The sequence below is a fragment of the Mesorhizobium sp. USDA 4775 genome (assembly GCF_054062655.1).
Map to the genome: position 1 here is coordinate 5,781,313 of NZ_JBSSFM010000001.1, position 25,093 is coordinate 5,806,405.

The window sequence follows — 25,093 nt, forward strand, 5'->3', positions numbered from 1 at the left end:
GGCAGTAGGGAATAGGCAGTAGGGGCGTACGTCCAAGGCGCTTGAAAAGCCCTACTGCCTCCTGCCCAACCCCTGCTGCCTATTTCCTGCTGCCTAATCCCGCATTTTCGGGGTTACATCCGCCAAAACTCTTCCCTATAAGGCCCACCTAGCCTGATACCAGAATCGCGAGCACAACCGGCCGGGTCTTCCCGTCCCGGTTTTTTGTGCAAGCCGCCCGCCGAACGGACCTATGACATGCCAAGACGCACCGACATCAAGTCGATCCTGATCATCGGGGCCGGCCCCATCGTCATAGGCCAGGCCTGCGAATTCGACTATTCCGGTACCCAGGCCTGCAAGGCGCTGAAGGAGGAAGGCTTCCGCGTCATCCTGGTCAATTCCAACCCGGCCACCATCATGACCGACCCGGAACTGGCCGACGCCACCTATATCGAGCCGATCACGCCGGAAGTCGTCGCCAAGATCATCGCCAAGGAGCGGCCGGACGCGCTGCTGCCGACCATGGGCGGCCAGACCGCGCTCAACACCGCTTTGTCGCTGCGCCGCATGGGTGTACTCGACCGCTACAATGTCGAGATGATCGGCGCCGACGCCACCGCCATCGACAAGGCCGAGGACCGCGCGCTGTTCCGCGAGGCGATGAGCAAGATCGGCCTGGAAACGCCGAAGTCGATGCTGGCCAACGCCACCGACGTAAAGAACGCCGACCGCAAGACGCATGAGGCAGAGCGCGCCGCACTGAAGGCCGAGAAGCCGGAAAATCTCGACGCCGAACTCGACGCGCTGGAAACCCGCTGGAACCTCGGCGAAGGCGACCGCAAGCAGCGCTACATCAGCCATGCCATGGCGATCGCCGCCCAGGCGCTCGACCATGTCGGTCTGCCCGCCATCATCCGCCCGTCCTTCACCATGGGCGGCACCGGCGGCGGCATCGCCTACAACAGGGCCGAATTCTACGACATCGTCCAGTCCGGCCTCGACGCCTCGCCGACCACCGAAGTGCTGATCGAGGAGAGCGTGCTCGGCTGGAAGGAGTATGAGATGGAGGTCGTCCGCGACAAGGCGGACAATTGCATCATCGTCTGCTCGATCGAAAACATCGACCCGATGGGCGTGCATACGGGTGACTCGATTACCGTCGCCCCGGCGCTGACCCTCACGGACAAAGAATACCAGATGATGCGCAACGCCTCGATCGCGGTGCTGCGCGAGATCGGCGTCGAGACCGGCGGCTCCAACGTGCAGTTCGCCGTCAACCCGGCCGATGGCCGCCTCGTCGTCATCGAGATGAACCCGCGCGTCTCGCGCTCCTCCGCACTCGCCTCCAAGGCGACCGGCTTCCCCATCGCCAAGATCGCCGCCAAACTTGCCGTCGGCTACACGCTGGACGAGTTGGAGAACGACATCACCGGCGGCGCGACGCCCGCCTCGTTCGAGCCGTCGATCGACTACGTCGTCACCAAAATCCCGCGCTTTGCCTTCGAAAAATTCCCCGGCGCCGAGCCGGTGCTGACGACCGCCATGAAGTCGGTCGGCGAAGTCATGGCCATCGGCCGCACCTTCCAGGAATCGCTGCAGAAGGCACTGCGTGGCCTGGAAACCGGCCTCACCGGCCTCGACGAGATCGAAATCCCCGGCCTCGGCCACGGGGCGACGGTTGCCAACCACGCCGACGACCGCAACGCGATCCGTGCCGCGCTCGGCACGCCGACGCCCGACAGGCTGCGCATGGTGGCGCAGGCGATCCGCATGGGCACCTCGCTGGAAGACGTGCACGCAATGTGCAAGATCGACCCGTGGTTCCTCGAGCAGATCGCCGGTATCCTGGCCATGGAAGCCCGCATCCGCGAGCACGGCATTCCGCAGGACGCCGTCAACCTGCGCATGCTGAAGGCCATGGGTTTCTCCGATGCCCGCCTGGCGTCGCTGACCAAAACCGATGCCGAAGTGGTCGCGAAAATCCGCGACAAGCTCGACGTTCATCCCGTCTACAAGCGCATCGACACATGTGCTGCCGAATTCGCCTCGCCCACCGCCTATATGTACTCGACCTACGAAGTGCCGTTCGCAGGCAGCCTCGCCAACGAGGCGCAGGTTTCGTCGCGCAAGAAGGTGGTCATCCTCGGCGGCGGACCGAACCGCATCGGCCAGGGCATCGAGTTCGACTATTGCTGCTGCCATGCCGCCTTCGCCCTGCGCGATGCCGGCTATGAAGCGATCATGATCAACTGTAACCCGGAGACGGTCTCGACCGACTACGACACGTCGGACCGGCTCTATTTCGATCCGCTGACGGCGGAGGACGTGCTGGAGATCCTGCGCGCCGAGCAGGCTTCAGGCGAACTGGTCGGCGTCATCGTCCAGTTCGGCGGCCAGACGCCGCTGAAGCTGGCGGATGCGCTGGAGAAGGCCGGCATCCCGATCCTCGGCACCTCGCCCGACATGATCGATCTCGCCGAAGACCGCGACCGCTTCCAGAAGCTCCTGCACAAGCTCGGCCTCAGCCAGCCGAAGAACGGCATCGCCTATTCGGTCGAACAGGCCCGCCTCGTCGCCGGCGAGCTCGGTTTCCCCTTGGTCGTGCGCCCATCCTATGTGCTCGGCGGCCGCGCCATGCAGATCATCCATGACGAGAGCATGCTGCAGTCCTACCTGCTCGACACCGTGCCCGGCCTCGTGCCGGAGGACATCAAGCAGAAATACCCCAACGACAAGACCGGCCAGATCAACACGCTGCTGGGCAAGAACCCGCTTTTGTTCGACACCTATCTCTCGGGCGCCATTGAGGTCGATGTCGACTGCCTCTGCGACGGCAAGGCGACCTTCGTGTCAGGCATTCTCGAGCATATCGAGGAGGCCGGCATCCATTCGGGCGACAGTGCCTGCTCGCTGCCCGTGCACTCGCTGCCTTCGGAGCTGGTCGACGAGCTGGAGCGCCAGACGGCGGCCCTTGCCCGCGCGCTCAATGTCGGCGGCCTGATGAACGTGCAGTATGCGATCAAGGACGGCACGGTCTACGTACTTGAGGTCAATCCGCGTGCCTCCCGCACGGTCCCCTTCGTCGCTAAGACCATCGGACGTCCGATTGCGAAAATCGCCGCCCGCATCATGGCCGGCGAGACGCTGGAAGACGCCTTCGCCCATTACGGCGCCATGCCCGATCCCAGAAATCCCGGCCACATCGCGGTCAAGGAAGCCGTCTTCCCCTTCGCCCGCTTCCCCGGCGTCGACATTCTGCTCGGCCCGGAAATGCGCTCGACCGGCGAGGTCATGGGCCTCGACCGCGATTTCGCGCTGGCCTTCGCCAAGAGCCAGCTCGGCGCCGGCGTCGACCTGCCGCGTTCGGGCACGCTGTTCGTCTCGGTGCGCGACGAGGACAAGAAGGGCATATTGCCGGCGGTCAAGCGCCTCGCCGGCCTCGGCTTCAAGGTGCTGGCGACATCAGGCACGCAGCGCTTCCTCGCCGAAAACGGCGTGGTGGCCGAAAAGATCAACAAGGTGCTGGAAGGCCGCCCCCACATCGAAGACGCCATCCGCAACCGCCAGGTCCAGATCGTGTTCAACACCACGGACGGCCAGAAGGCGGTGTCGGATTCGAAGTCGCTGCGCAGGGCGACGTTGATGCAGAAAGTGCCGTATTACACGACGCTGTCAGGCGCGGCCGCGGTGGCCGAGGCCATTGCGGCGCTGAAGGCAGGGAGCCTGGAGGTCAGGCCGCTGCAGGAGTATTTCGCGTGAGGAAGCGCTTTCTTCTCCCCACTTCTTATTGGAACCTTGAAGGCCACCTAGATCGGCGTATGATATAAATAATCGAACACCAATAGCTTGATGCGCTACTCTTTAGCTGGTCAGGCTACATGTGTGGTGGTAGCTCAACTGGACGAGCGCCCTTTTCGCAAAGGGGAGGATGGGGGTTCGACTCCCCCGCACCCTTTCCTATGGCGCTTTGGCTCTCTGCTTTAGGTAATAGAAGCGATGGCGGCTGCGGGTTTTACCCGCCGAACGGGCAACAACATTCTTGGCCTCGAGTGCATCCAAAAGCGATTTTGTATCGCGCCAGTCGCGACCGATCACCAGCCCGGCATCGGTGACGTTCACCTTCGTTTGCTCTGCCAAATAGTTGACGATCAATTTCTCACTTTCGGTGAGAGAGGCAAAAATCTCCGGATTGATACTGGAAGCCGCCTCAGATCTTACGAACAGTTTACGATGCTGCACATCGTTCTCAAGTGTTACAGTTACTCGAAACGTTCCGCCCTGCTTTTGAACAAATATAGGATCGGGTAGATTCGCTTCGCGCATCCCTTCCCGCATTCTTCGCGTCCCTTCGAACGCACACTGGACGAAATCAAAATAGTACATCCCCCACATTAGGTTTGGGTTGCGAGGGTTGTGGGCTTCAAAAACCGTTGTCTCGGTTGTTGGCGGCATAAACGAACCCGGAGATTCAACTACAATTTTATCTTCAAACATTTTTACGAAGATGTTCATTTGCCAAGATTGTAAGAACGATGGACGGCTGCGTTTACGACCGCCTCGAGCCAAACCTCTTTTGGGTATTCAGGGTTGGTTACAAATCGCCCGTCTCGCCCTAGTCGAGTAAAGTTTCTTATCTGAGTTTCGATAAATTGCTCCGCTCCCAAAATTTGCAATGGGAGCGGTCCATCAAACGTCCGATCTGCCACCGAATTCAGATTGCGGCCAAAGCGTTCTTCTGCGCCGTCATAACGAAGAACTCGGATATAGGCACCAGGAACCGCTTCCCTCGGATCTTTTGCGAAAATGAGCGCGCAGGCGAGGTTCGGAATAAAACCAGCTTTTCCTGGCTTTCCAAACTTGCTGAGGGCCAGCACGTCCTCAATGGTGAAGCGCTGTCCGAGTTGTCGTTTGGTCAAATATTGATTTCGATAATCGTTGAGCAAAGGAATATCAAAGTCCTCGGGAAACTTGAGATTGGCTGGCTCGGACTCGACATCCAACTCGCCCTTGTTGAGCCGGATTTCCCGTTTTTCAGTCTCGCTCAATCTGCGCTTTTCTTCGCCCTCGCGAATATAGGCGTTGCCATCCCCCATCTCGACCAGCTTGTCCTGCCGATAGTAGACCCGCAGGACAAGAACGTAGTCGTCCTGCCCCTTTACGTTTTTTACGGGGACCTTTTTGAATTCATGTCGAGCATCGGAACAGAACCTCTGGATAGTTTGAAGCTCGTTCAGATGCTCTGTCTCAGTGCCGACACAGCCCGTGATCGTTCCGTCTTTCTCGACCCCTATAAAGACAATACCACCGTGCGGCTGGGTATTGCCCCACATTGATAGATAGTCGGCCAAGTCGCGTTGAGAAACTTGGGCGCGCTTACGTTCAACCCGATTATCTTCCTTGAACCGCTCTATGGTAATTTGGTCACAAGACCCAAAGATATCATCAGGCGTCCAAAGCTGCGGCAGATTAGGCAACGGCGCATTGAAATCAAACGCGAGCTGCTCGCTCGCCATTGATTCGTTGACGGGTCTTGTCGACTTGGGTGATTTTACCAAATGATTTCAACGAGTTGTACTCGACAAAAGATTATAGACGCATGCTAGCATTAAGGGAAGCCGTCATGCGAACCTGTTAGTAGGCATTGTTAGCGAGGCCGGGCAAACCCAGTCATGCCGGCGTTTGCACAGCTCACCCCACCGCCACACACTCGATCTCGATATCAAACTCCATCGGCCAAGACGCCACCGGTACAAATGTCCGCGATGGCGCGTTTTCGGGGAAATGCTTGGCATAGACCCGGTTGATGGCACCGTAGAAGCCGGCATTGACGGCGTAGATGCGCACCATCACCACATTGTCCAGCGAGGTGCCGGCCGCTTCCAGGCAGTGTTTCAGCGCCTTGAGCGACGCCTCGGTCTGCACCTCGATGTCGCCCTTGACCAGTCTGCCGGTCAAAAGATCGAGCGGTGGCATGCCGGAGACGAAGACCAGCCCGGCGGCCCTGGTCACCAGCGACAACGGCACGCCCAGCGCGCGCACCGCCGCCGACAGCACCGGCACTTCGACGATTTCCTTGATCATGACGATCTCCCCGTTGTTGCCGCGAGCTTATCGCGCTCCAGGCTGAACGCCAGCGCTCGGCATTGTCGCCCGGAAGCCGCCGCTCAATGGAAACCACGCGTCAGCATGAAGCGGCGTTTTTTGCAGACCCAAAATTTCAGGAAACAACCGGCAGGGATGCTGGTTCGCGAAGGAAAACTCACGCCACCGCTACACACTCGATCTCGATATCAAACTCCATCGGCCAGGACGCCACCGGCACGAAACTCCGCGCCGGCGGATTGGTGGAAAAATACTTGGCATAGACCCGGTTGATGGCGTTGTAGAAGCCGGAATTGACGGCGTAGATGCGCACCATCACCACATTGTCCAGCGAGGTGCCGGCCGCTTCCAGGCAATGTTTCAGCGCCTTCAGCGATGCCTCGGTCTGCACCTCGATGTCGCCGCGCACCATCTCGCCGGTCACCATGTCCACCGGCGGCGTCGCCGAGATGAAGACGAAGCCGTTGGCCTTCACCGCCGTCGAACAGGGCAGGTCGAGCGAGCGCACCTTGTCCGACATGACAGGCACTTCGATGACTTCTTTTTTCATGGTGATGCTCCCTGGGTTGGCAGGGAGCTTATCGTGGCGGCCAGCGAACGCCAGCGTCGTTCTTCCCTTCTCCCCTTGTGGGGTGAGCGGCCGGTTCGCGTAAGCGAATTCATCGTGCCAGTGGCACGATGAAAGGCCGGCGAACGCCGGGACGCTGCGAAGCAGCGGGGACCCGGCAGGTGGATCAGCCTCCCCCGGCCCTTCGCATGGCTCAGGGCGTTCGACGCTCGAAAAGGGTCAAGCCGCGCCCTAATGCACCGCCGCCAAATCCTTCAAATGCATCTCGTGCATCTTCAGCGTTTCCAGCGTCTTCTTGGCGAATTCCTTCAGCGCCGGGTCGTCGCCGGATTGCGCATAGGTGGAAACCATCGCCACGGCCTGCTTGTGTGCCTGCGTCTGCAAGGTGATGTATTTGGCCTGGAAGGCGTCGCCGTCGAGCGCCTTGAGCTGGTCGAGCATCGCCTGGTCGTTCGGCTGCAACGGCGGGCCTTGCGGGGTGACGGACGCCGTGGTCTGGCTCTTATCAAGCGCCGCCTTGAAATCTTCGCCGGCCTTGGTGTGATCCTTGACCATCAGTGCGGCGAAATCCTTCACATCGGCCGCGACGGCTTTTTTCTCGGCCAGCTTGCCGCTTTCGATCTCGAAGCGGTTGGCGCTGGCCAGGGTCCTGGTGAAGGTTTCGGTGTCGACCTTGTTCTCAGAAACGGGCGGCACGTCGCTGGACGGCTGTTGGGAAAAGGCTGAAGGCGTTCCGGCGAGAAGGGCCAGCATGGCGGTGGCGAGATGCGGTTTCATCGAAGCGCTCCGTGAGAGGTGTCCTCGAAGGCCCAACGCGGCAGAGGCGGTGAGGTTGCCGACGCGCCGCTTCTCCAGTCCGAAGGATGAAAAGCGGCCTCACGATTGCAGCGTGACCTCTGCTCTACGGTCGACGAGGCCCCAGCAGGAAGGCCGTCATCGTTGCGCTCACGCACGCCACCGCCAACAACGCAACGACGCCCGAAGCTCCGGTCCTGCGGCGAATTGAAACAAGGTTTTCTGAAGCGGGAGCATTGTGAACCAGTCCGTACAAGTCGGACCTGCTGCCATGCCGAACGGAATAGGCGCGGGTCAACTCCGCACCGAGTAGAAAGATTTCTGATGAATAGTAGACCCAGAGCAGTATGACGAGCAGCCCTCCGGCCGCGCCATATGAGGAAGCGATTGCACTTGTGCCGATATACCAACCGATAAGCGACTTCCCCAACGTGAACAGAGCGGCGGTGACGACAGCGCCAATCCAGACATCCCGCCATTCCAAGGCACGGTCCGGCAGGACTTTGTAGATCGCGGCAAACATCACGGTGATCAGGGAAAAGGATATCAGGGTGTTGATCGCGCTCAGAACAAATTCGCCGAACGGCAATTGAGCGCTGATCAAATTGCCCAAAGCCGAGATCGCCGCGCTCGCCACCAAAGAGACCAGCAACATAAAGCCGAGGGCGGCGACCAGGCCAAGACTTGCCGCACGGGCGCGCAAGAGCCGCGACAGCGAACTCCCTTTCGCTTCAACCTTCCATATTGCATTCAGGGCCTGCTGCATCTCGCCAAACACCGCGGAGGCGGTGACGAGCAAAGTGGCCATGCCGATGATGGCCGCCAGGGTCCCCGATGATTTGCTGGATGCCCCTTCGAGCGCGGTTTGAAGGACCGCCGCGCTGTCTGAACCCATCAGCCCCGAGATCTGAGCAGACAAAGCCAACTGCGCTGCGTCATGCCCAAACGCAATGCCTGCTATCGCGACGACAATTATCAGAACCGGGGCCAGCGACGTGGCGGCATAAAAGGCCATCGCCGCGCCGTGGCTAAGGGCATTGTCGTTGACAAAGCCAACCAGGCTTTCTCGCACAAGGTCCCACAGGCTGCTGACTGTTGTCGGTCGCATTTCGAATCCGTGAAGGGGGTCGAAACCGTCTCCTATCAATGCGGCGGGCCTTCCGATGTTCCGGCCGAAGCAGGCACGAGCCTCGCCTCGCCCATCGAGCAGGTGGGATAGCGACCACTTGCCGAAAAGCCGTTCCAAGCTGAAGCGCGGCGACTGAAGCCGACACGTCCTGGGCTCAGTGACAGCACGCCTCGCCATACTGCAGCTGCTCATTCCAATCCGGCCGGCCCTCCGGCGTGAAATCCATCAGGTTCCACAGGATCTCGCAGGTGCCGATGGCGCGCGGGTCCTGGCCGGGCTCCGGCGGCGCGAAGCCGAGCTCGGACGACCAGAAATGGCGGATAGCGTCGCCGTCGCGGTGAAACACCGACAGCAGCGGGATCTGCGCGCCGCCGGCGTCCTCGGCATTGTAGTCGCGCTTGAAGCTGTTGGCGGCCGACGACACCAGCCGCATGTTCTTCCAGCCGCGGTCGCGACCAAGCGTGACCAGATTTTCCAGCGCGGTTTTCGCCACAACCGCAAAATTGAAGCCGGCGGCTTCCAGATGCCCGACGGCGCCATCCCACTGGTCGAGCAGCGCCGTGCAGGACGGGCATGGCTGGTCCGGACGGGCGAGCTTGGCCGTGCCGCCGCTCACCGCCACGTCGCGCGTTTCCTGCGGATGGCGCGGAAACATCATCTGGTAGAGGATGAGCGAATCCTTGCCCGGCGCGAACAGTTCCGACAGTTTTGTCTTCGCCGGACTGCCGTCGGCACCGAGCGCATCGAAGACATAGTCCTGGCGGATCAGCCCGCCCGGCGGCAGCGCGCGCCGCGCCTCGGCCACGGCTTCCATGGCGCGGCGCAGCTCGATTTCCTTCTTCAGAAGCTTTTCGCGGGCGGTGCGATATTTCGCGGATTCGTTGGGAAAGGTGATCATGATCGGCTCCCTTAAGTCGGCGCCGGCGTCCCGGCGCTGTTGTTCTGCGACCCAAGGACGTTTGGCGACGACCGGTTCCCGACATTTCTTCGGATGGCGCGGCGATTCATTGCAAGGGAACCTCCCAGGCTTCCCGGCATTCTCACGGCAAGGTAAAGCGAGCCGTGGGGGGGGACAAAATGCACGAAGCCGACGAGATCGACCTGCGCTGCCCGCAAGTGGTGGCCGACAATGCCGCCAAGGGCTTGCGGCTGCGCGGAGAGTTCGGCCGTGGCGGTACCGAGATCGGCGTGGCGCGGGCGACCGAACTGAAGAACCGCGAAAAGCTCGCACCGTCCACCATCCGCCGCATGGTCAGCTACTTTGCCCGCCACGAGGTCGACAAGCGCGGCAAGAATTACCGCAATGAGGACAACCCGTCGGCCGGCTATATCGCCTGGCTGCTGTGGGGTGGCGACGAAGGCCGTGCCTGGGCGCTGGAGATCAAGCAGAAGATCGGCAATGCGCCGGATATTTAGGGAGAGATCGCGCATGAAGGCAGGCCCCGAAACCCCAGCGCGGGACCTGCCTTGGAGGCGCCGACACATGCCGGTGCGGCTTCCTCCTGTGCCCAGCTGATCGACGATCCAGATCAGCCGTTTGGCGTCATGACGCTTCGTTAGCATGGACCGACGGCCGCTTATGTGAAGCTGTTCACATTGCGCCGGGATTTCCGCTCGGCGGCGGGAAAATCGGCCGGCACCAACCGGCAGGAAGCGATCGGCCCTTAGCCTTCCCAGGCTACGGGCATCATCCCCAGCCGCTCGTAGAGCCGCACGGCGGCGGCATTCTCGACCGTGTTGGTCTTGAGGTCGACATGGGCCGCACCGCGGTCGCGAAAGGTGGCGAAGGCTTGCCACATCAGCGCCTCGCCGATGCCCTTGCCGCGCGCCTCGGGGTGAACGGCGAGATCCTTGATGAAAGCAGACGTCCAGCACAGCGACGCTGCCGCCAGCCGGCCCTTGCCGTCGATGACGAGGAAGCACAGCGCCGGGTCGAATTCGGGATCATCCGATATGCGTGGCCACCATTCGTCGAACGGGCCGTCGGCGCCGTCGTCGAACACCTCGCTCAGCAGCGCATGAAGGGGTCGTGCGTCGCCTGGCTCGAAGCAGCGCATGGCAAAACCTTCCGGCCAGTGCGGTGCAACGAGCGTCTCGTCGAGGATCTTGCGCAGCCGGATGTCGTTGAGGGCCGGCGGGCGCGGTTCAGGCATCGCGCTCAGGCGTCGGGCTGCGGACGTCGCTTGCGGTCGACACCGAGGCCGGTCGCCTCGAGCAGGCCCTTGCGCTTGGCGTCGAAATAATAGCCGGTCTGGTAGAGCCAGTCGGCCTTCTTGGCGTTGCCGCCGGCCACCAGCCAGGCGCCGCGCAGATATTTGACCGCGTATTTCAGATTGGTCTCGGCGTCGAACAGGCCCTTGGCCGGCCCGTCATAGCCCATGCCGCGCGCCGTCGCGTGCTTGATCTGCATCAGCCCCCAATGGCCATTGTTGTAAGCCTTGGGATTGAAGGTGCTCTCGCGGTTGACGACATGGCGCACCAGATCCACCGGCACCTGGTAGAGCGCGGCGTATTTGACGATCAGACGGTCGACATCGCCACGCATGCCCGTGTGCTCTTCCTGCGCCGGACCAACCGGCGCGGAGGGGAACTGCACCAGGGAAGCCGGGTTCTGCGGCACGACATAGGCGACCTGTTGCACCCCCGGCAGTTTCTGGCCGCTGCTGGCGACCGCCGGCACAATGAGCCCGGCGGTGGTGTAGGTCTGAGCCGTTTGAGCCGCCTTTACGGGCTTACCCGCCCTGGCCGGCGGCGGCGCCTGCCAGGCATTGGCGGTCATGACAGCGGGCACGGCGGGTGCGGCCGGCGTCGATCCGGCAAAGGCGGCGGTCGCCGCGGCCGGTTGGGCGGCGGGATCAAGCGCCGGCGCGGTCGCCGGCGTCAATTCGGCGGTCTGGACGGGCGGAATACCCGAGGATTGCGGCAGCACCGAAACCGTCTCCGGCAGTGGTATGGTGAAGCCGGCATCGCTGCCGGCAACGGTCGCGGTTTCGGTCAGGGACGGCGCAGGCTTCATCTGCGAGGTCGAGGTGCAGCCGCTGATGCCGGCTGCCGCCACGATCACGCCGATCGCGATAAGGGTTTGTTTTGCTGGCAAGCCGCGCTCGGGTCCGGTTCGTCGGGGGTGTTAAGAAATCCCTTACACCAGCGATTCCAGGGTAGCAATCGGGGCCATCCGGTGGTTTTCGGGTGGCGAGACGCGGGCGGTGATGCCATATTGTTCCTGATATGTACCGGCCGGAATCCCGGATTTCGCCACTTTGCGGAAAGGAGCGCATCATGGAAACGACACCGTCGATCACAGCTGGCCACGCAGTGTTAGAAACAGTGATCGGTTTCATGGGCATCGCCTGGAGCGAAAAGGGCCTGATCCGGCTCTGCCTGCCCGAACGCAGCCGTGAATCGGTGGAGCGGCGGCTGCTGCGCCATAGCGGTGTTTCCGCCTCCACCGCGCAGCCGCCATGGGTGGTCGAGCTGATCGCCTCGATCAAGGCATACGCCGCCGGCGAGGACGTCGATTTCTCCGACGTTCCGGTCGATCTCGACGGCGTCGACGATTTCCGCCTGGCCATCTACGACGCGGCACGAAAACTCAGCTATGGCGAGACCACCACCTATGGCGAACTCGCCAAGCGCGCCGGCCATGCCGGCCTGCCGCGCGAAACCGGTGCGGCCCTCGGCGCCAATCCGGTGCCGCTGGTCATCCCCTGCCACCGCATCCTGGCGGCCGGCGGCAAGATCGGCGGCTTCTCGGCGCCCGGCGGCTCCGTCACCAAGGAGAAGATGCTGGCCATGGAAGGCGTGCGCGTCGGCCCGCCGCCACCGGCGCAGGTATCCTTCGGCTTCTGAGCCGCCGGCGCGAGCGCTGCCCCTACTTGGCGTCGCCCTAATTGTTGTGGAAAAATCGCCGGCGGAAATGCCGGTCATTGTCCGGCCGCTTGCAGTTGTAGACCGGGCAGGAACTGGTGTCGGCGCTCGGCACATAGGCGCGCGTCCGCACCTCGCCCATGGTGCAGAATTGCTGGCTCTGCACATAGCGGTCGTAGAGCGGCAGCCCGGGCACGCGTTTCGACTGGTAGCGCAGGATGACCGCGCCTTGCCTGGCGATCGTCGACTGCACCTTGCCGCAGCTCATATGCGTCGGGTCATAGCGTGAGATCGCCTGCGCCTCGGCGGCCACCAGCGTCAGACAGGTGGCAAGCACTATGGTTTTCATGGTCTCCTCCCCTGATCCGCCGCCCACGGACAGCGCGATCCGCCGCGACGGTTCCACCAGATTGGGGCGGCCGTTGGGCAGGCCTTCAATCACAGCTTTCTCACGCAGTCTTGTTTTTGGAACGAAAGCAGCCTATATCAGCCCCATTGATATTTCGGCCGATCGATCCGGGCCTCGCGATCTTCGCGTTTGCTGACGTCTATCTCCAAAATCTCGATGCACACCGGCTGGACTTCGGTCCGGTCAAACCAAAGCAAATGCAAGGACTATTTTTATGGCAACTGGAACGGTCAAGTGGTTCAACGCCACCAAGGGCTTCGGCTTCATCCAGCCTGACGCGGGCGGCGCGGACGTTTTCGTCCACATCTCCGCTGTCGAGCGCGCTGGACTGTCGACCCTGGTCGAAGGCCAGAAGATCAACTTCGAGATCGAGCAGGACCGCCGCACTGGCAAGTCGTCCGCTGGATCTCTGAGCAAGGCAGCCTGATTTTGCGAATGGCGCGCGCCGGGCGAGAGCTCGGGGCGCGCGGCAAGTCACGGATGTACTGACGGTCGCGCGAGAAGCGGGCCCGGAGCGGAAAGACCCGACAAGCTGGAACAGCAGATAGCTGCCGGCCCGGACCGGACGCTCCCAATCAGGCTACCAAGCATGGGAAGGCGGGATTTATCCCGCCTTTTTGTTTGTCTGGGTTCAGCCATTTAACTTTGCAACCCCGATGATCGAGGCCGATGCAAAGGCAGGTCGACTGGACGAGTTTGCCAAAAAGGCGTTGGCCGAAGTTCGAGCCGGAAACTTTCGACGTCTTTAGCCGCAGCGCCGAGGCCTTTTCAAGAATTCGCTCTGGCGAGTCAGATAGCGTGGTTTTCGAGAACCGGGGCGGAGCGTACGTTTAAGTACGTGAGCACCGGAAGCGCAGAAAACCGCGCTAGGTGGCCGCCGGAGTAGAATTATTGAGAAGGTCTCAACCCACCCACTCGATTGGCACGTGCCCCGGATCCGCCTCGACGCGGCCAAGCCAGGCCACGACAGCCGGATAGGCGTCGAGCTGGAAGCCGCCCTGCTCGGCCGTATGCGTGTAGGCATAGAGCGCGATGTCGGCGACGCTGAAGGCAGTGCCGGCGAAGAAGGCGTTGTTCTCCAGATATCTGTTCATCACGCCGAGCGCCTTGTGGCCGCGCTCCAGCGTCATCGCCAGCCGCTCGGGCGTCGCATCCCTGGCGCGTTCGGGGAAGGTCAGGAGCGCCTTGCGCACGGCGATATAGGGCTCGTGGCTGTATTGCTCGAAGAACAGCCATTGATAGGCGAGCCCGCGCTCATATTTGTCCGCCGGCAGGAAGCGCGTGCCTTCGGCGAGATAGAGCAGGATGGCGTTGGACTCGGCCAGCCGGCGGCCGTCGTCGAGTTCGAGCAGCGGCACCATGGCATTCGGGTTCTTGGCAACGAAATCGGCTTTGCGCGTGTCGCCGGTATGCGAACTCACCTCGATCGTGGTGAAGGCGAGGCCAAGCTTGGCCATCAGCAGGCGCGGCTTGTAGCAATTGCCGCTGTCGATCATGCTGTAGAGTATCATGGACGGTCCCCGGAGCTGCCTTGACCAGGCGATTATCGCAGCCGCCTCGCCTTCAACCAATGATTTGTTTTGGCGCGACCATCAGCGGCGCTGATGAGAGCATCCTTCTCCCCGTAGAACGGGGAGAAGGATGCTGTGGCACCGCTTTCGCCAGTCGCCGAAGTCGCTTAGCCGAACAGCGGCACGACATTGTTCTCCCTGCCCAGCAGCGCATCGATAACGAGCGGTTCTTCGTTGAAGATGGTGCCGGCCAGCGCCGGCCGTGCGAGAAGATAGCCCTGCAGCAGGTCGACGCCGCCGTCGAGCGCGACGCGCAGATGGACGGGCTGCTCGATGCCTTCGACCAGCACCCTGGCGCCGCGGTCGTGCAGGCTGGAGACCAGCGGGCGGAAGAAGCGTTCGGCGGCGGCGTGGCGGCAGAACTCCGCGAACCAGCCGCCATCGATCTTGACGATGTCGGGCTGAAGCAGGCTCACCCGCTCCTCGGTCGAATGGCCGGTACCGAAATCGTCGATGGCGATGCGGATGCCGTCGCGCCGCATTTCACGCACCAGGTGGGCCAGAAGCGCTTCGTCCGCCGCCTGTTCGGTGATTTCGCAGACCAGCATGCCGGGGGCGAGGCCGAGTTCGCCGAGATGCCGGCTCATCAGCCTGATCTCGGCCAGCGCCCGCCCAGAATGGTCGTTGACCATCGGATTGTAGTTGAAGAACAGATCGAGCCCGTCGACGCCGATATTGTGGAAATTCCTGAGATGCAGCACCCGGCACATGGTCTCGACAAACACCCGGTCAGCCGGGGCAACGCTTTCGAAGAACGCCCGCGCCGACCCTGCCCTGCCGGCGCGGTGCGGCTCGATCAGGCCCTCGACCGCCACTGCGTGCAGCGAACGCCCAAGCGGCGCGAAGATCGGCTGGTAGGCGCTGCGCAGGCGGAACTCGCCATGGACGCCGTATTCGATGCCGATCTCGTCAACGAAGATCGCCTCGCCGACATTGCGCCGCCGCTCGATCCTCATGGCGCGACCCTGCGCCCGAACGCTCTTGCCGGCCGCGCCGTACGCGGAGCGACGGTGGAGGCAGTGGACGCATCACTTGCGGCGGCAACCGGGTCCGGAGTTTTCCCGAAAACACGGAAACTCGTCGGCGCCAGTTCCGGCCGCGCCAGCACGAAACCTTGGACCATGGAAGCGCCGGACTTTTCGGCGAGCTCCAGCTGCCACCCTTCCTCGATGCCCTCGAACACCGTGCGGATGCCCTGTTCTTCGAAGCTTTTGACCATCGTCGTCAACAGCGCGAAGCCGGCGCCGGACTCCATCAGCTGCGTGATCCAGGTGGCGTCGAACTTGACGATGTCGGGCCGCAACTCCTTGATGCGGTTGATGTCGGAATCGTCGGCGCCATAGTCATCGACGGCGATGCGAAACCCGTTGCCCTTGAGTGCGGCGACGAAGCTGTGCAGGGTCTCCTGCGATGCCGATCTCTGCTCGGTCACCTCGCACACGACACGGCCCGGATCGATGCCGGCCTCGTGCAGCACCAGCCGCATTTCGCGCAGGGCATTGTCGGCGATCGACCGCTCGGTGAACACCGACGGGTCGAAATTGACGAAGATCGACGCCTCCTGCGGCAGGCAGGCGCCGGCATTGAGCAGATGCAATGTTCTGGTCAGCGCCTCGACATGCAGGCGGTCGGCGGCCGGACAGGTCGAGAAGAAGGCCATCGGCGATTGCGACTCGCCGTCGCGAAACGGCCGGATCAGCCCTTCGAAGGCGGCAACCGACAGCTTGCCCTCCTTGAACGCGAAGATCGGCTGGAAGGCGCTTTGCAGCGTGTAGATGCCCCAGACACCTGACGAGGTGCCGTCATCATGACGGATGATATGGGCAAGCCCGATGCTGCGCGACAAGGGTTCCCTCGCTCCGCGAAATGGCGGAATGGATTGCGATCCTGCCACTCAAGCCCTTACCGCCCGTTAATGAATTTTTTGTTGCCGCCTACAGGTGGCAATCACGGCTCGTTGAGGCCTGGATCAGCCGACAATGCTTGCACTGAGCGAAATCATGCGACATGAGAAGCGCGCCGCGGCCGCTCCTGGCCGCGCCGATCTTCCCAAGGAGAGATATCTGGTCATGGCCTTTCTTGCCGACACCCTTTCCCGCGTAAAGCCTTCCGCCACCATCGCGGTGACGCAGAAAGCGCGCGAGCTGAAAAATGCCGGCCGTGACATTATCGGCCTCGGCGCCGGCGAACCGGATTTCGACACGCCCGACAACATCAAGAATGCGGCGATCGAAGCCATCCGCCGTGGCGAAACCAAGTACCCGCCGGTTTCGGGCATTGTGCCGCTGCGCGAGGCGATCGCAAAAAAATTCAAGCGCGAGAACAATCTCGACTACAAGCCCGAGCAGACCATTGTCGGCACCGGCGGCAAGCAGATCCTGTTCAACGCCTTCATGGCGACGCTGAACCCCGGCGACGAGGTCATCATCCCCCGCCCCTACTGGGTCAGCTACCCCGAAATGGTGGCGATCTGCGGCGGCACGTCGGTGTTCGCCGACACCTCGATCGACAATGGCTTCAAGCTGACGGCCGAAGTGCTGGAGAAGGCGATCACGCCGAAGACCAAATGGCTGCTGATGAACTCGCCGTCCAACCCGTCGGGCGCGGCCTACACGCAAGCCGAACTGCGCGCGCTGGCCGACGTGCTGTTGAAGCATCCGCATGTCTGGACGCTGACCGACGACATGTACGAGCACCTGACCTATGGCGACTTCGTCTTCAAGACCATCGCCGAAGTCGAGCCGAAGCTCTATGAGCGCACGCTGACCATGAACGGCGTGTCGAAAGCCTATGCCATGACCGGCTGGCGCATCGGCTATGCAGCCGGTCCGGTCCAGCTGATCAAGGCGATGGACATGATCCAGGGCCAGCAGACCTCGGGCGCCTGCACCATCGCCCAATGGGCTTCCGTCGAGGCGCTCAACGGCCCACAGGACTTCATCGCGAAGAACAAGGCGATCTTCCAGGGGCGGCGCGACCTCGTCGTCTCGATGCTCAACCAGGCCCGCGGCATCACGTGCCCGTCGCCGGAAGGCGCCTTCTATGTCTATCCGTCCTGTGCCCAGCTGATCGGCAAGAAGACCAAGGCCGGCAAGGTGATCGACACCGACGAGGCCTTCTGTTCGGAACTGCTCGAGGCGGAAGGTGTTGCGGTGGTGTTCGGCTCGGCCTTCGGCCTCGGCCCCAACTTCCGCATCTCCTATGCGACCTCGGAGTCGCTGCTGGAGGAAGCCTGCACGCGCATCCAGCGCTTCACGGCATCGCTGACCTGATCGGATCGATCTGGCGACAAAAGAAACCCGGCGCCATCATCGCTGGGTTTTTGTTGGGAGGCGAGGCTGCTTACGCCTGTTGCTTTGCTTGCCTGGCCGAACGCGCCTCGGCCGGCGCTAGGACCATGATCAGCAGAGCGGCGGTGAGGAAGGCGGCAATCGCCGCCGTCAGCATCGCGGCGTGGAAGCCGCCGGCATAGGCGGTGGCGAACAGCCGATGCACGCCACCCGCGCCGATTGCCGCGTCGGTTGCGAAATCATGCCGTGATATGGCGGCACGAGCCACCGCTTCGGCATTGCCGACACCGGCATCGCGGAGATATCCGGTCAACAGGCTCGTCGCCCGCATGCTCATCAAGGCGCCAAGCAGCGCGATGCCGATGGCCAGCCCGCTCTGGCGGGTGGCGTTGATGACGGCCGACACCATTCCGGAGCGCTCGCGTGGCGCGTAGGACATGGCGGCGGCACTGCCGGTCGGGATCGCCAGCGAATTGCCGAGACCGTTGATGATGAACAGGGCGCAGAGCAACGCGTATGGCGTCGACGGCCCGGCCCAGCACATGCCGAGCATAGAAAGCCCGATCAGCACATAGCCCGCCGTCATCAAGAGCGAATGCCCATAGCGGCCGCTCAGCCGGCCGATCCAGGGTGACACGACAATCTGGACAAGGAAGGCCGGCGCCATGCGCAGGCCGGTCTGCGTCGGCGACCAGCCCTGCACCTGCTGCAGGAACATCGAGAAGAAGAAGACGCAGCTGTAGGAGGTGAAGCCGAGTGCGAACGAGGCGACGTTGGCGACGGCAAAGCGCACGTCGCGGAACAGGCCGAGCGGCAGCATGGGCCGTGGCGTGCGCGCCTCGAAGCCAAGGAAGGCCGCCAGGCCAACGACACCGGCAATGATGGCCGTGATGGTCCAAGCATCGCCCCAGCCGTTCTCGCCGCCAGAGATCAGGCCGAAGGTCAGCGCGCCGAGCCACAGGATCGAGAGCGCCAAGCCGACAAGGTCGAGATGGGCATGTTCGGGATGCGCCGTCTCCTCGATCGACACGGCGCCCAGCGTGATGGTGAAAAGGCCGAGCGGCAGATTGATCAGGAAGATGCTCTGCCAGCCGACTGTCTGCACCAGAATGCCGCCCAGCACCGGGCCGACGACCAGAGAAACGGCGGCGAACGCGGCCCAGCCGCCGATGACGCCGGCCCGCTCGCGTGGATCGGAAAAAGCCTGCGTCAGGATCGACAGCGCGCCAGGAATAAGCAGCGAGCCGGCAATGCCTTGCACCACGCGGCCGGCGAGCAGCGCCGGCAAATTGGGCGCGACGGCACAGATCAGCGAACCGGCAACGAAGATGCCGACGCCGGCCAGCCATGAGCGCTTGCGGCCATAGCGGTCACCGATCAGCCCCGACGACAGCATGAAGGCCGACAGGCACAGCGTGTAGGAATCGACCACCCATTGCATGCCGCCGAAATCGGTGTGCAGCGCCTGCTGGATGGTCGGCAGCGCGACATTGACGATGCTGACGTCAAGCAAGGCCACAAACGTGCCGAGATAGACGGCGGCGACGAGCGGCAGGCGGTTCTTCGGCATGGTCTATCCCAACATGAAACATGAAGCCATCTATGCCACTGACCGACGGTCAGTCAATATGGATAAGTCACTTTGGAATCATTATAAAAAGCTTGTCTATGCCGTTAGAAGCAGGTTAATGAAAATCGATAAGCCAGTGCTGCGGAAAGACCCGAACGGTGAGCCGAACCCTATGCCTGTCATTGCCAGGAAGGCACTGAAACCACGCACCAAGCCAGCCGAGGTGCGCCGTGACGATATCTTGCGGGCCGCCACGTCGCTGTTCGTTGCCAAGGGCGTCGGCACCACGACGATCGACGAGATCGCCACCAGGGCCGAAGTCGCCAAAGGCACCTTCTATCTCTACTTCGCCTCCAAGGAGGATGTCGTTGCCGCCCTGCGCGAGCGGTTCGTGGCGGGGTTTCGCGCCCGCATCCTGAGCGCCATGGAGGCCTGCCCGACTGATGACTGGACCGGGCGCCTGAAGAGCTTCGTCAGCGCCGGCATCGAGGCCTATCTCGATGACCATCGGCTGCACGACGTCGTCTTCCACGACCATCGCCCCGACCAGCGGCAGATGAAAGGCGACAACCCGCTGCTCGGCGATCTCTCTGACCTGCTGGCGGCCGGCACGAAAGCCGGCGCCTGGTCCGTCGACGACCAGGACCTCGCCGCGATCGTCCTGTTCAACGGGCTGCACGGCGCAGTCGATCACGCCATCGAAGGTGGCGTGCGCGACGGCAGCGAACTCGCGGCAAACCTTTCCGCGCTGTTCCTGAGCATGGTGCGACCCAAATAGGCCCGCCGTCCGCAGCTGGTCAGGTCTTAGCTGCCATATTGCTCGCCGGAAACCGCCTCCAGCCAGTCGGCATGGACGCCGTCGAGCGCTTCCTGCATGGCAATATGCGCCATCGCCGTCTTCGGCCCGGCACCATGCCAGTGCTTCTCACCGGGCGCGAACCAGATCACGTCGCCTGCCCTGATCTCCTGGACCGGGCCGCCCCATGTCTGGGCAAGCCCGGCGCCCGAGGTGACATAAAGCGTCTGGCCGAGCGGATGTGTGTGCCAGTGGGTGCGCGCGCCCGGTTCGAAGCTGACCAGTGTCGCTCTCAGCCGCGCCGGCGCCTCCGCCTCGATGATCGGCGTCTGCAGAACCCGGCCGGTGAAGTATTTCTCCGGCGCTATGATGGTCGGCACGCTGCCGCAAGCAATGATCTTCATCGTCTGATCCTGAAACTGGTGGTGAAGCGACCGGCGGTAAACGCCGCTGCTCGTCGAGGCAAAAGCATTGTCCGCCGATATCGCCCGAGGCGCAACCGGCCGTTTCGGCTGTCTGGAGGAAGAAGCGGTTTTCTCTCCTTAACCATGAACCTTTCGCGCATGACGGCACGGGGCGAAGCAACGGCGAATTCAATGTCTTCTTAACGGCTCGCCACTAGCCGTGAGCCTGCATTGCGGGGGCCGTCGGATGAGCATACTGGCGACGATCAAGGACCATAGCGGCCGGATCTATCGCGGCATCCAGGCCCTGCTTTTGCTGAGCATCGGCGCCGCCGCATTCGGCGCTTTCGACATCTCGCGCAACCTGCCCTCGGGCGGCGCCTTCGCCGTCTCGAGCCTGGCCACCGGCCTTGCCTTGCTGGCACTGATGTACATGCGCAGCAGCGTCGTCCATCGCTTGCGCTCGGCGGAAGCGGCGGAAGCAGAAAAACATCATTTCCTGACCAGGGACGCCATGACCGGGGCGATGACCAGGCGCTACTTTCTCGAAGCGCTGCGCGATAGCTTGGGCACCATGCGCGACCGGCGCGAGGCGACTTTGCTGTTGATCGATGTCGATCATTTCAAGCAGCTCAACGACACGTTCGGGCACCAGTTCGGTGACCTGGCCCTGGTGCACCTGGTCAAGACGTCGGAACGCGTCTTTGCCGGTGGCATGGTCGGACGGTTGGGCGGCGACGAATTCGGCGTCATCATTCCGCATGGCGACCTCGCCGCCATCAACAAGGACATCAGGCAATTGCTCGATACGATGCGGGCCGGCAAATCGCATGAAGGCAAGACCATTCCGCTCTCCATCTCGGTCGGCGTGGCACTGGCGCCGGCTCATGCCTCCAACACGGCGGAACTGATGCTGGTTGCCGACCTGGCGCTCTACGAAAGCAAGGCGGCCGGCCGTGGCCGCGTCACCGTATTCGATGAGGAGATGCTGTCCGACAAGCGCTACCGGCGCCTGGTCGAGCGGGAGTTGCGCGCGGCGGTCTATCTGGGCGAACTCGAACTGCACTACCAGCCGATCGTCAATCCGGACGGGTCCGCTTATGCTCTCGAAGGGCTGATCCGCTGGCGTCATCCGGTTCGCGGGCTGATCTCGCCGGCCGAGTTCATCCCCATCGCCGAACGCTCGACCCTGATCGACATGCTCGGCGAATGGGTGTTTAAGCGGGCTTGCACCGATGTCGGCCATTTCCCCGGGCGCCGCATCTCCATCAATGTTTCGGGCGAGCAACTGAAGCGCGACGAGATCGTCACCATGTGCGACCGCGTGCTGAAGGAAACCGGTTGCTCGGCGACGCAGTTCATCATCGAGATCACCGAGACCGTGGCGACCGCCGCCACGCCCGAAATCCTGCGGCGCCTCGAAGTGTTGCGCGGCCTCGGCTTCCACATTGCGCTCGACGATTTCGGCACCGGCCATTGCGGCTTCAACTATCTGAAAACCCTGCCCATCGATAGCATCAAGATCGACCGCTCCTACATACACAGCCTTGCCCATGACCAAGTGGCGCAGATCTTCGTTTCGGCGCTGGCGCAGATCGCGCGCATCCAGGACGTCACCATCGTGGCGGAAGGTGTCGAGACGCAGGAAGAGTTCGCGCTGGCCAAGGCCGCCGGCTGCAACCGTTTCCAGGGCTACTTCTTCGGCAGGCCGGCGCCCCGCGACAAGGTGGCGCCCTTGCGCGCCATCGATGCCGAACCCTTGGCGCTGAGCGCCTGAGACCCCCACCGCACGGCAGCGGATTTCTATTTCCCTTGCCCTGCCGGCAAACAAGTGGGACGATGCTTCAGGGCAGGTGGCAACAGGAAAAGAACCCCGCCCGCGACGGTCGAACAGGCCGGCCGCCGCTCAGGACCGATTGACCACGCCTGAACCATGCATGCCAGTCGGTCCCTAGGGAAACGCCTGAGTGGAGGTCAGCCATGGGTACTCGCGCCGGAGGACGACGCACGGGACCGAAATGCATTGCCATAGTCGGTCCCTTTGCAAGCGGTAAGACGACACTTCTCGAAGCCATATTAGCCCGTACGGGCGCCATCCCCCGACAAAATCCCGTCTCATCAGGCAGCACCGTCTCGGATCATTCGCCGGAGGCGCGCGCCCACGCCATGAGCGTCGAGGCGACGATCGCAACCACCGAATTCATGGGCGAGCAGATCACCTTCGTCGATTGTCCCGGCTCGATCGAATTCTCCTTCGAGGCCGAGCCGGTGCTGGCCGCCTGCGACCTCGCGGTGGTCGTGGCCGAGGCGGACGAAAAGAAGATTCCTGCCCTGCAGCTCATCATGCGCAAGCTCGACGATCTCGGCGTGCCGCGCATCCTCTTCCTCAACAAGGTCGACAAGGCGATATCAGGCGTGCGCGACACGCTGAAGATGCTGCAACCGGCAAGCTCGGTGCCGCTCCTGCTGCGCCAGATTCCGCTGCGCAAGGACGGCGTCGTCATCGGCTCGATCGACCTGGCGCTGGAGCGTGCCTACATCTACCGCGAATATGCCGAAAGCGAAGTGGCTCAGATACCGGGCGACGATAAGGCGCGGGAACTGGAAGCGCGCTTCTCGATGCTGGAAACCCTGGCCGACCATGACGACCAGTTGATGGAACAGTTGCTCGAGGAGATCGAGCCGCCGAAGGACGCGATCTTCGATGATCTCGCCGCTGACCTGCGCGAAGGCGTGGTGACGCCGGTGCTGATCGGCACCGCCGAGAGGGGCAACGGCGTGCTGCGCCTCTTGAAGGCGATCCGCCACGACGCGCCCGACATCGAGGCGACCCGCAAGCGGCTTGGTGCCTCGGACGGCGGCGCCACCGTGGTCCAGGTGATGAAGACCATCCACACGCCGCATGGCGGCAAGCTGTCGGTGTCGCGCATCCTGTCCGGCCAGGTCGCCGATGGCTCCGAGCTGTGGCTGCCCGGCGGCGACACCGCCAAGGTTTCCGGCATCTACAAGATGCTCGGCAAGGACCAGTTCAAGCTCGCCGCCGCCAAGGCCGGTGACACGGTGGCGCTGGGCAAGCTGGACGAGGTCAAGACCGGCCAGACGCTGACCTCGGCCAAGGGCGGCACCAAGCAGCTGTTTACGTTCGAGCCGCCGCAGCCTGTCTTCGCCTTCGCGCTGCGGCCGAAGGAACGCAAGGACGAGGTTAAGATGTCGGCCGCCATCCAGCGGCTGGCCGAGGAAGATCCCTCGCTCAGCCTGCGCCACAACCAGGACTCGGCAGAGACGGTGCTGTCAGGCCACGGCGAAATGCATCTGCGCGTCGTGCGCGAGCGGCTGGAGGGCAAGAACCAGATCCCGGTCGAAGGCCACGCGCCGGCGGTGCCCTATCGCGAGACGATCCGCAAATCGGCGCAGCAGCGTGGCCGCCACAAGAAGCAGTCGGGCGGCCATGGCCAGTTCGGCGATGTGGTGATCGAGATCAAGCCGCTGCCGCGCGGCTCCGGCTTCCAGTTCACCGACACCATCACCGGCGGCGTCGTGCCGAAGACCTACATCCAGTCGGTCGAGACAGGCATACGCGATTACCTGAAGAACGGCCCGCTCGGCTTCCCCGTCGTCGACGTCGCCGTCAACCTGTCGGACGGCTCCTACCATGCGGTCGATTCTTCCGACATGGCCTTCCAGATGGCGGCCAAGCTCGCGATGAAGGAAGGCATGGCCGCCTGCTCGCCGGTGCTGCTGGAGCCGGTGATGAAGGTCGAGATCGTCACGCCGTCCGACGCGACGTCGAAGATCATCGCGCTGATCCCGCAGCGGCGCGGGCAGATCCTCGGCTATGATGCGCGGCCGGGGTGGCCGGGATGGGATGTCGTCGAGGCGACCATGCCGCAGGCCGAGATCGGCGACCTGATCATCGAACTGCGCTCGGCGACCGCGGGCGTCGCCAGCTATCGCGCCGTCTTCGACCATATGGCCGAACTCACCGGCCGTCTCGCCGACGAAGCGATGAATACCAACGGCAAGGCAGCCTGATCCTGATCTTGACGCACCATCCCCTCGAACCCTTGTTCGAGGGGACAAAAACCAAAAACGACGCCCGGGAAGCCGGACGCCGTTTTGTTTGCGGACCGTTTTCTTGGGAGGGGAAACGGCAGGTCCGCCGCATGTACAGTCGCCGCTTTCGGCGGAAAGGGGTTGGGACGCGGTAGCCGCCTGAGCCCGGGCCGTACGAGTGATGCCCCCATCTCCCGTTCGAACCACACCGCGTCCTGCGCCCTTCATAGCAGCAGAAGCCATCGTTGTCATGTTACCAGAGGTTACATGACACTGTTACGCGGCAACTCTCGTGAAATTCTCAGCCATCCCGGCAGGGTCCGGGCAACAAAAAAGCCGGATCAATGAAGATCCGGCTGAGTTTGATTGGAAGTGCCTGTTAAGGCTAACCTCCAGAGGGGAACACTCGAGGGCGCTAATGGGAGGAGAACGCGCCCAGGAGATGATCTATATATGTGCTCAACATGCCCAAGAAACAAGCATCTATTTTGCAACACACGCATGCAAAAAGACATAGGCTGTGGTCCAACCCACTCCAGAAGCCAATAGGACCAGCA

General features: G+C 62.6%; 23 protein-coding genes and 1 tRNA gene. 9 read left to right on the forward strand and 15 right to left on the reverse strand.

Features of this window, described 5'->3' with window-relative positions:
• Positions 1-237: 237 nt before the first annotated feature.
• Together carB and ACVILI_RS28405 are read left to right on the forward strand one after the other, a co-directional pair.
• Positions 238-3,741 carry a carbamoyl-phosphate synthase large subunit gene (carB, locus tag ACVILI_RS28400; RefSeq protein WP_240564809.1) on the forward strand — a complete coding sequence of 1,168 codons (3,504 nt, stop codon included), beginning with the start codon at positions 238-240 and terminating at the stop codon, positions 3,739-3,741.
• A gap of 123 nt (positions 3,742-3,864) precedes the next feature.
• Positions 3,865-3,937, forward strand: a tRNA-Ala gene (locus tag ACVILI_RS28405).
• 2 nt (positions 3,938-3,939) lie between these two features.
• Here the strand turns inward: ACVILI_RS28405 and ACVILI_RS28410 are convergent.
• The 7 genes from ACVILI_RS28410 to ACVILI_RS28440 form a co-directional block, all read right to left on the reverse strand.
• A complete protein-coding gene (locus tag ACVILI_RS28410) occupies positions 3,940-4,494 on the reverse strand; it encodes an ATP-binding protein (RefSeq protein ID WP_457102678.1) in 555 nt (184 codons plus the stop codon).
• Complete coding sequence (locus ACVILI_RS28415) at positions 4,491-5,495, reverse strand: AlbA family DNA-binding domain-containing protein (RefSeq protein ID WP_457102679.1); 1,005 nt, start codon at positions 5,493-5,495, stop codon at positions 4,491-4,493. The genes ACVILI_RS28410 and ACVILI_RS28415 overlap by 4 nt, the downstream gene beginning before the upstream one ends.
• A gap of 175 nt (positions 5,496-5,670) precedes the next feature.
• Complete coding sequence (locus tag ACVILI_RS28420; RefSeq protein ID WP_038648943.1) at positions 5,671-6,063, reverse strand: RidA family protein; 393 nt, start codon at positions 6,061-6,063, stop codon at positions 5,671-5,673.
• 178 nt (positions 6,064-6,241) lie between these two features.
• Positions 6,242-6,634 carry a Rid family hydrolase gene (locus tag ACVILI_RS28425; protein ID WP_038648945.1) on the reverse strand — a complete coding sequence of 131 codons (393 nt, stop codon included), beginning with the start codon at positions 6,632-6,634 and terminating at the stop codon, positions 6,242-6,244.
• Positions 6,635-6,883: 249 nt separating this feature from the next.
• Positions 6,884-7,429, reverse strand: coding sequence for a DUF4142 domain-containing protein (locus ACVILI_RS28430; protein ID WP_038648947.1), 546 nt, complete (start codon positions 7,427-7,429; stop codon positions 6,884-6,886).
• Positions 7,430-7,553: 124 nt separating this feature from the next.
• On the reverse strand, positions 7,554-8,555 hold the full coding sequence (locus ACVILI_RS28435; protein WP_032921314.1) for a YihY/virulence factor BrkB family protein: 1,002 nt from the start codon (positions 8,553-8,555) through the stop codon (positions 7,554-7,556).
• Positions 8,556-8,730: 175 nt separating this feature from the next.
• Complete coding sequence (locus ACVILI_RS28440; RefSeq protein ID WP_027047275.1) at positions 8,731-9,474, reverse strand: DUF899 family protein; 744 nt, start codon at positions 9,472-9,474, stop codon at positions 8,731-8,733.
• 179 nt (positions 9,475-9,653) lie between these two features.
• Here ACVILI_RS28440 and ACVILI_RS28445 point away from each other — a divergent pair, with 179 nt between their 5' ends.
• The gene (locus ACVILI_RS28445) at positions 9,654-9,992 is read left to right on the forward strand and encodes a hypothetical protein (protein ID WP_038653223.1); all 339 of its coding nucleotides are present in this window, start codon (positions 9,654-9,656) and stop codon (positions 9,990-9,992) included.
• 248 nt (positions 9,993-10,240) lie between these two features.
• On the opposite strand, the gene ACVILI_RS28450 is transcribed toward ACVILI_RS28445, so the two are convergent.
• Together ACVILI_RS28450 and ACVILI_RS28455 are read right to left on the reverse strand one after the other, a co-directional pair.
• Positions 10,241-10,729: a GNAT family N-acetyltransferase gene (locus ACVILI_RS28450; protein WP_038648949.1), complete on the reverse strand. Its 489-nt coding sequence runs from the start codon at positions 10,727-10,729 to the stop codon at positions 10,241-10,243.
• A gap of 5 nt (positions 10,730-10,734) precedes the next feature.
• Entirely contained in the window at positions 10,735-11,673 is a 939-nt protein-coding gene (locus ACVILI_RS28455; RefSeq protein ID WP_038648952.1) for a lytic transglycosylase domain-containing protein, read from the reverse strand.
• 182 nt (positions 11,674-11,855) lie between these two features.
• On the opposite strand from ACVILI_RS28455, the gene ACVILI_RS28460 reads away from it, so the two are divergent.
• Positions 11,856-12,425, forward strand: coding sequence for a methylated-DNA--[protein]-cysteine S-methyltransferase (locus ACVILI_RS28460; RefSeq protein WP_038648954.1), 570 nt, complete (start codon positions 11,856-11,858; stop codon positions 12,423-12,425).
• 37 nt (positions 12,426-12,462) lie between these two features.
• On the opposite strand, the gene ACVILI_RS28465 is transcribed toward ACVILI_RS28460, so the two are convergent.
• Positions 12,463-12,792, reverse strand: coding sequence for a hypothetical protein (locus ACVILI_RS28465; protein WP_038653227.1), 330 nt, complete (start codon positions 12,790-12,792; stop codon positions 12,463-12,465).
• A gap of 274 nt (positions 12,793-13,066) precedes the next feature.
• Here ACVILI_RS28465 and ACVILI_RS28470 point away from each other — a divergent pair, with 274 nt between their 5' ends.
• Positions 13,067-13,279, forward strand: a complete 213-nt coding sequence (locus tag ACVILI_RS28470) for a cold-shock protein (RefSeq protein WP_010910991.1) — start codon at positions 13,067-13,069, stop codon at positions 13,277-13,279.
• A 475-nt stretch (positions 13,280-13,754) separates the two neighbouring features.
• Here the strand turns inward: ACVILI_RS28470 and ACVILI_RS28475 are convergent, their stop codons facing one another.
• The 3 genes from ACVILI_RS28475 to ACVILI_RS28485 all read right to left on the reverse strand — a co-directional run bounded on the left by ACVILI_RS28475 (position 13,755) and on the right by ACVILI_RS28485 (position 16,269).
• Positions 13,755-14,363, reverse strand: coding sequence for a glutathione S-transferase family protein (locus tag ACVILI_RS28475; RefSeq protein ID WP_038648957.1), 609 nt, complete (start codon positions 14,361-14,363; stop codon positions 13,755-13,757).
• 167 nt (positions 14,364-14,530) lie between these two features.
• Positions 14,531-15,379, reverse strand: coding sequence for an EAL domain-containing protein (locus ACVILI_RS28480; protein WP_038648960.1), 849 nt, complete (start codon positions 15,377-15,379; stop codon positions 14,531-14,533).
• A complete protein-coding gene (locus ACVILI_RS28485; protein WP_457102680.1) occupies positions 15,376-16,269 on the reverse strand; it encodes an EAL domain-containing protein in 894 nt (297 codons plus the stop codon). Before ACVILI_RS28485 ends, ACVILI_RS28480 begins: the two co-directional genes overlap by 4 nt.
• 223 nt (positions 16,270-16,492) lie before the next feature.
• On the opposite strand from ACVILI_RS28485, the gene ACVILI_RS28490 reads away from it, so the two are divergent.
• Positions 16,493-17,695, forward strand: a complete 1,203-nt coding sequence (locus ACVILI_RS28490) for a pyridoxal phosphate-dependent aminotransferase (RefSeq protein ID WP_027047279.1) — start codon at positions 16,493-16,495, stop codon at positions 17,693-17,695.
• A gap of 70 nt (positions 17,696-17,765) precedes the next feature.
• Here ACVILI_RS28490 and ACVILI_RS28495 read toward each other — a convergent pair whose 3' ends face one another.
• On the reverse strand, positions 17,766-19,283 hold the full coding sequence (locus ACVILI_RS28495) for an MFS transporter (RefSeq protein WP_240564810.1): 1,518 nt from the start codon (positions 19,281-19,283) through the stop codon (positions 17,766-17,768).
• Here ACVILI_RS28495 and ACVILI_RS28500 point away from each other — a divergent pair.
• Positions 19,282-20,061, forward strand: a complete 780-nt coding sequence (locus tag ACVILI_RS28500; RefSeq protein ID WP_236952264.1) for a TetR/AcrR family transcriptional regulator — start codon at positions 19,282-19,284, stop codon at positions 20,059-20,061. The genes ACVILI_RS28495 and ACVILI_RS28500 overlap by 2 nt on opposite strands.
• Positions 20,062-20,087: 26 nt before the next feature.
• Here the strand turns inward: ACVILI_RS28500 and ACVILI_RS28505 are convergent, their stop codons facing one another.
• Positions 20,088-20,483, reverse strand: coding sequence for a (R)-mandelonitrile lyase (locus ACVILI_RS28505; RefSeq protein WP_019860539.1), 396 nt, complete (start codon positions 20,481-20,483; stop codon positions 20,088-20,090).
• 247 nt (positions 20,484-20,730) lie between these two features.
• Here ACVILI_RS28505 and ACVILI_RS28510 point away from each other — a divergent pair, with 247 nt between their 5' ends.
• Together ACVILI_RS28510 and ACVILI_RS28515 are read left to right on the forward strand one after the other, a co-directional pair.
• Entirely contained in the window at positions 20,731-22,260 is a 1,530-nt protein-coding gene (locus tag ACVILI_RS28510; protein WP_038648967.1) for a putative bifunctional diguanylate cyclase/phosphodiesterase, read from the forward strand.
• 203 nt (positions 22,261-22,463) lie between these two features.
• Positions 22,464-24,515 (forward strand): elongation factor G, encoded by a 2,052-nt coding sequence (locus ACVILI_RS28515; RefSeq protein ID WP_019860541.1) that lies wholly within the window; start codon positions 22,464-22,466, stop codon positions 24,513-24,515.
• Positions 24,516-25,093: the final 578 nt, after the last annotated feature.

Bases quoted from the DNA above. Each gene is read 5' to 3' on its own strand.
- carB (WP_240564809.1), top strand. From the start codon at position 238: ATGCCAAGACGCACCGACATCAAGTCGATCCTGATCATCGGGGCCGGC.
- ACVILI_RS28410 (WP_457102678.1), bottom strand. From the start codon at position 4,494: ATGAACATCTTCGTAAAAATGTTTGAAGATAAAATTGTAGTTGAATCT.
- ACVILI_RS28415 (WP_457102679.1), bottom strand. From the start codon at position 5,495: ATGGCGAGCGAGCAGCTCGCGTTTGATTTCAATGCGCCGTTGCCTAAT.
- ACVILI_RS28420 (WP_038648943.1), bottom strand. From the start codon at position 6,063: ATGATCAAGGAAATCGTCGAAGTGCCGGTGCTGTCGGCGGCGGTGCGC.
- ACVILI_RS28425 (WP_038648945.1), bottom strand. From the start codon at position 6,634: ATGAAAAAAGAAGTCATCGAAGTGCCTGTCATGTCGGACAAGGTGCGC.
- ACVILI_RS28430 (WP_038648947.1), bottom strand. From the start codon at position 7,429: ATGAAACCGCATCTCGCCACCGCCATGCTGGCCCTTCTCGCCGGAACG.
- ACVILI_RS28435 (WP_032921314.1), bottom strand. From the start codon at position 8,555: ATGCGACCGACAACAGTCAGCAGCCTGTGGGACCTTGTGCGAGAAAGC.
- ACVILI_RS28440 (WP_027047275.1), bottom strand. From the start codon at position 9,474: ATGATCACCTTTCCCAACGAATCCGCGAAATATCGCACCGCCCGCGAA.
- ACVILI_RS28445 (WP_038653223.1), top strand. From the start codon at position 9,654: ATGCACGAAGCCGACGAGATCGACCTGCGCTGCCCGCAAGTGGTGGCC.
- ACVILI_RS28450 (WP_038648949.1), bottom strand. From the start codon at position 10,729: ATGCCTGAACCGCGCCCGCCGGCCCTCAACGACATCCGGCTGCGCAAG.
- ACVILI_RS28460 (WP_038648954.1), top strand. From the start codon at position 11,856: ATGGAAACGACACCGTCGATCACAGCTGGCCACGCAGTGTTAGAAACA.
- ACVILI_RS28465 (WP_038653227.1), bottom strand. From the start codon at position 12,792: ATGAAAACCATAGTGCTTGCCACCTGTCTGACGCTGGTGGCCGCCGAG.
- ACVILI_RS28470 (WP_010910991.1), top strand. From the start codon at position 13,067: ATGGCAACTGGAACGGTCAAGTGGTTCAACGCCACCAAGGGCTTCGGC.
- ACVILI_RS28475 (WP_038648957.1), bottom strand. From the start codon at position 14,363: ATGATACTCTACAGCATGATCGACAGCGGCAATTGCTACAAGCCGCGC.
- ACVILI_RS28480 (WP_038648960.1), bottom strand. From the start codon at position 15,379: ATGAGGATCGAGCGGCGGCGCAATGTCGGCGAGGCGATCTTCGTTGAC.
- ACVILI_RS28490 (WP_027047279.1), top strand. From the start codon at position 16,493: ATGGCCTTTCTTGCCGACACCCTTTCCCGCGTAAAGCCTTCCGCCACC.
- ACVILI_RS28500 (WP_236952264.1), top strand. From the start codon at position 19,282: ATGGTCTATCCCAACATGAAACATGAAGCCATCTATGCCACTGACCGA.
- ACVILI_RS28495 (WP_240564810.1), bottom strand. From the start codon at position 19,283: ATGCCGAAGAACCGCCTGCCGCTCGTCGCCGCCGTCTATCTCGGCACG.
- ACVILI_RS28505 (WP_019860539.1), bottom strand. From the start codon at position 20,483: ATGAAGATCATTGCTTGCGGCAGCGTGCCGACCATCATAGCGCCGGAG.
- ACVILI_RS28510 (WP_038648967.1), top strand. From the start codon at position 20,731: ATGAGCATACTGGCGACGATCAAGGACCATAGCGGCCGGATCTATCGC.
- ACVILI_RS28515 (WP_019860541.1), top strand. From the start codon at position 22,464: ATGGGTACTCGCGCCGGAGGACGACGCACGGGACCGAAATGCATTGCC.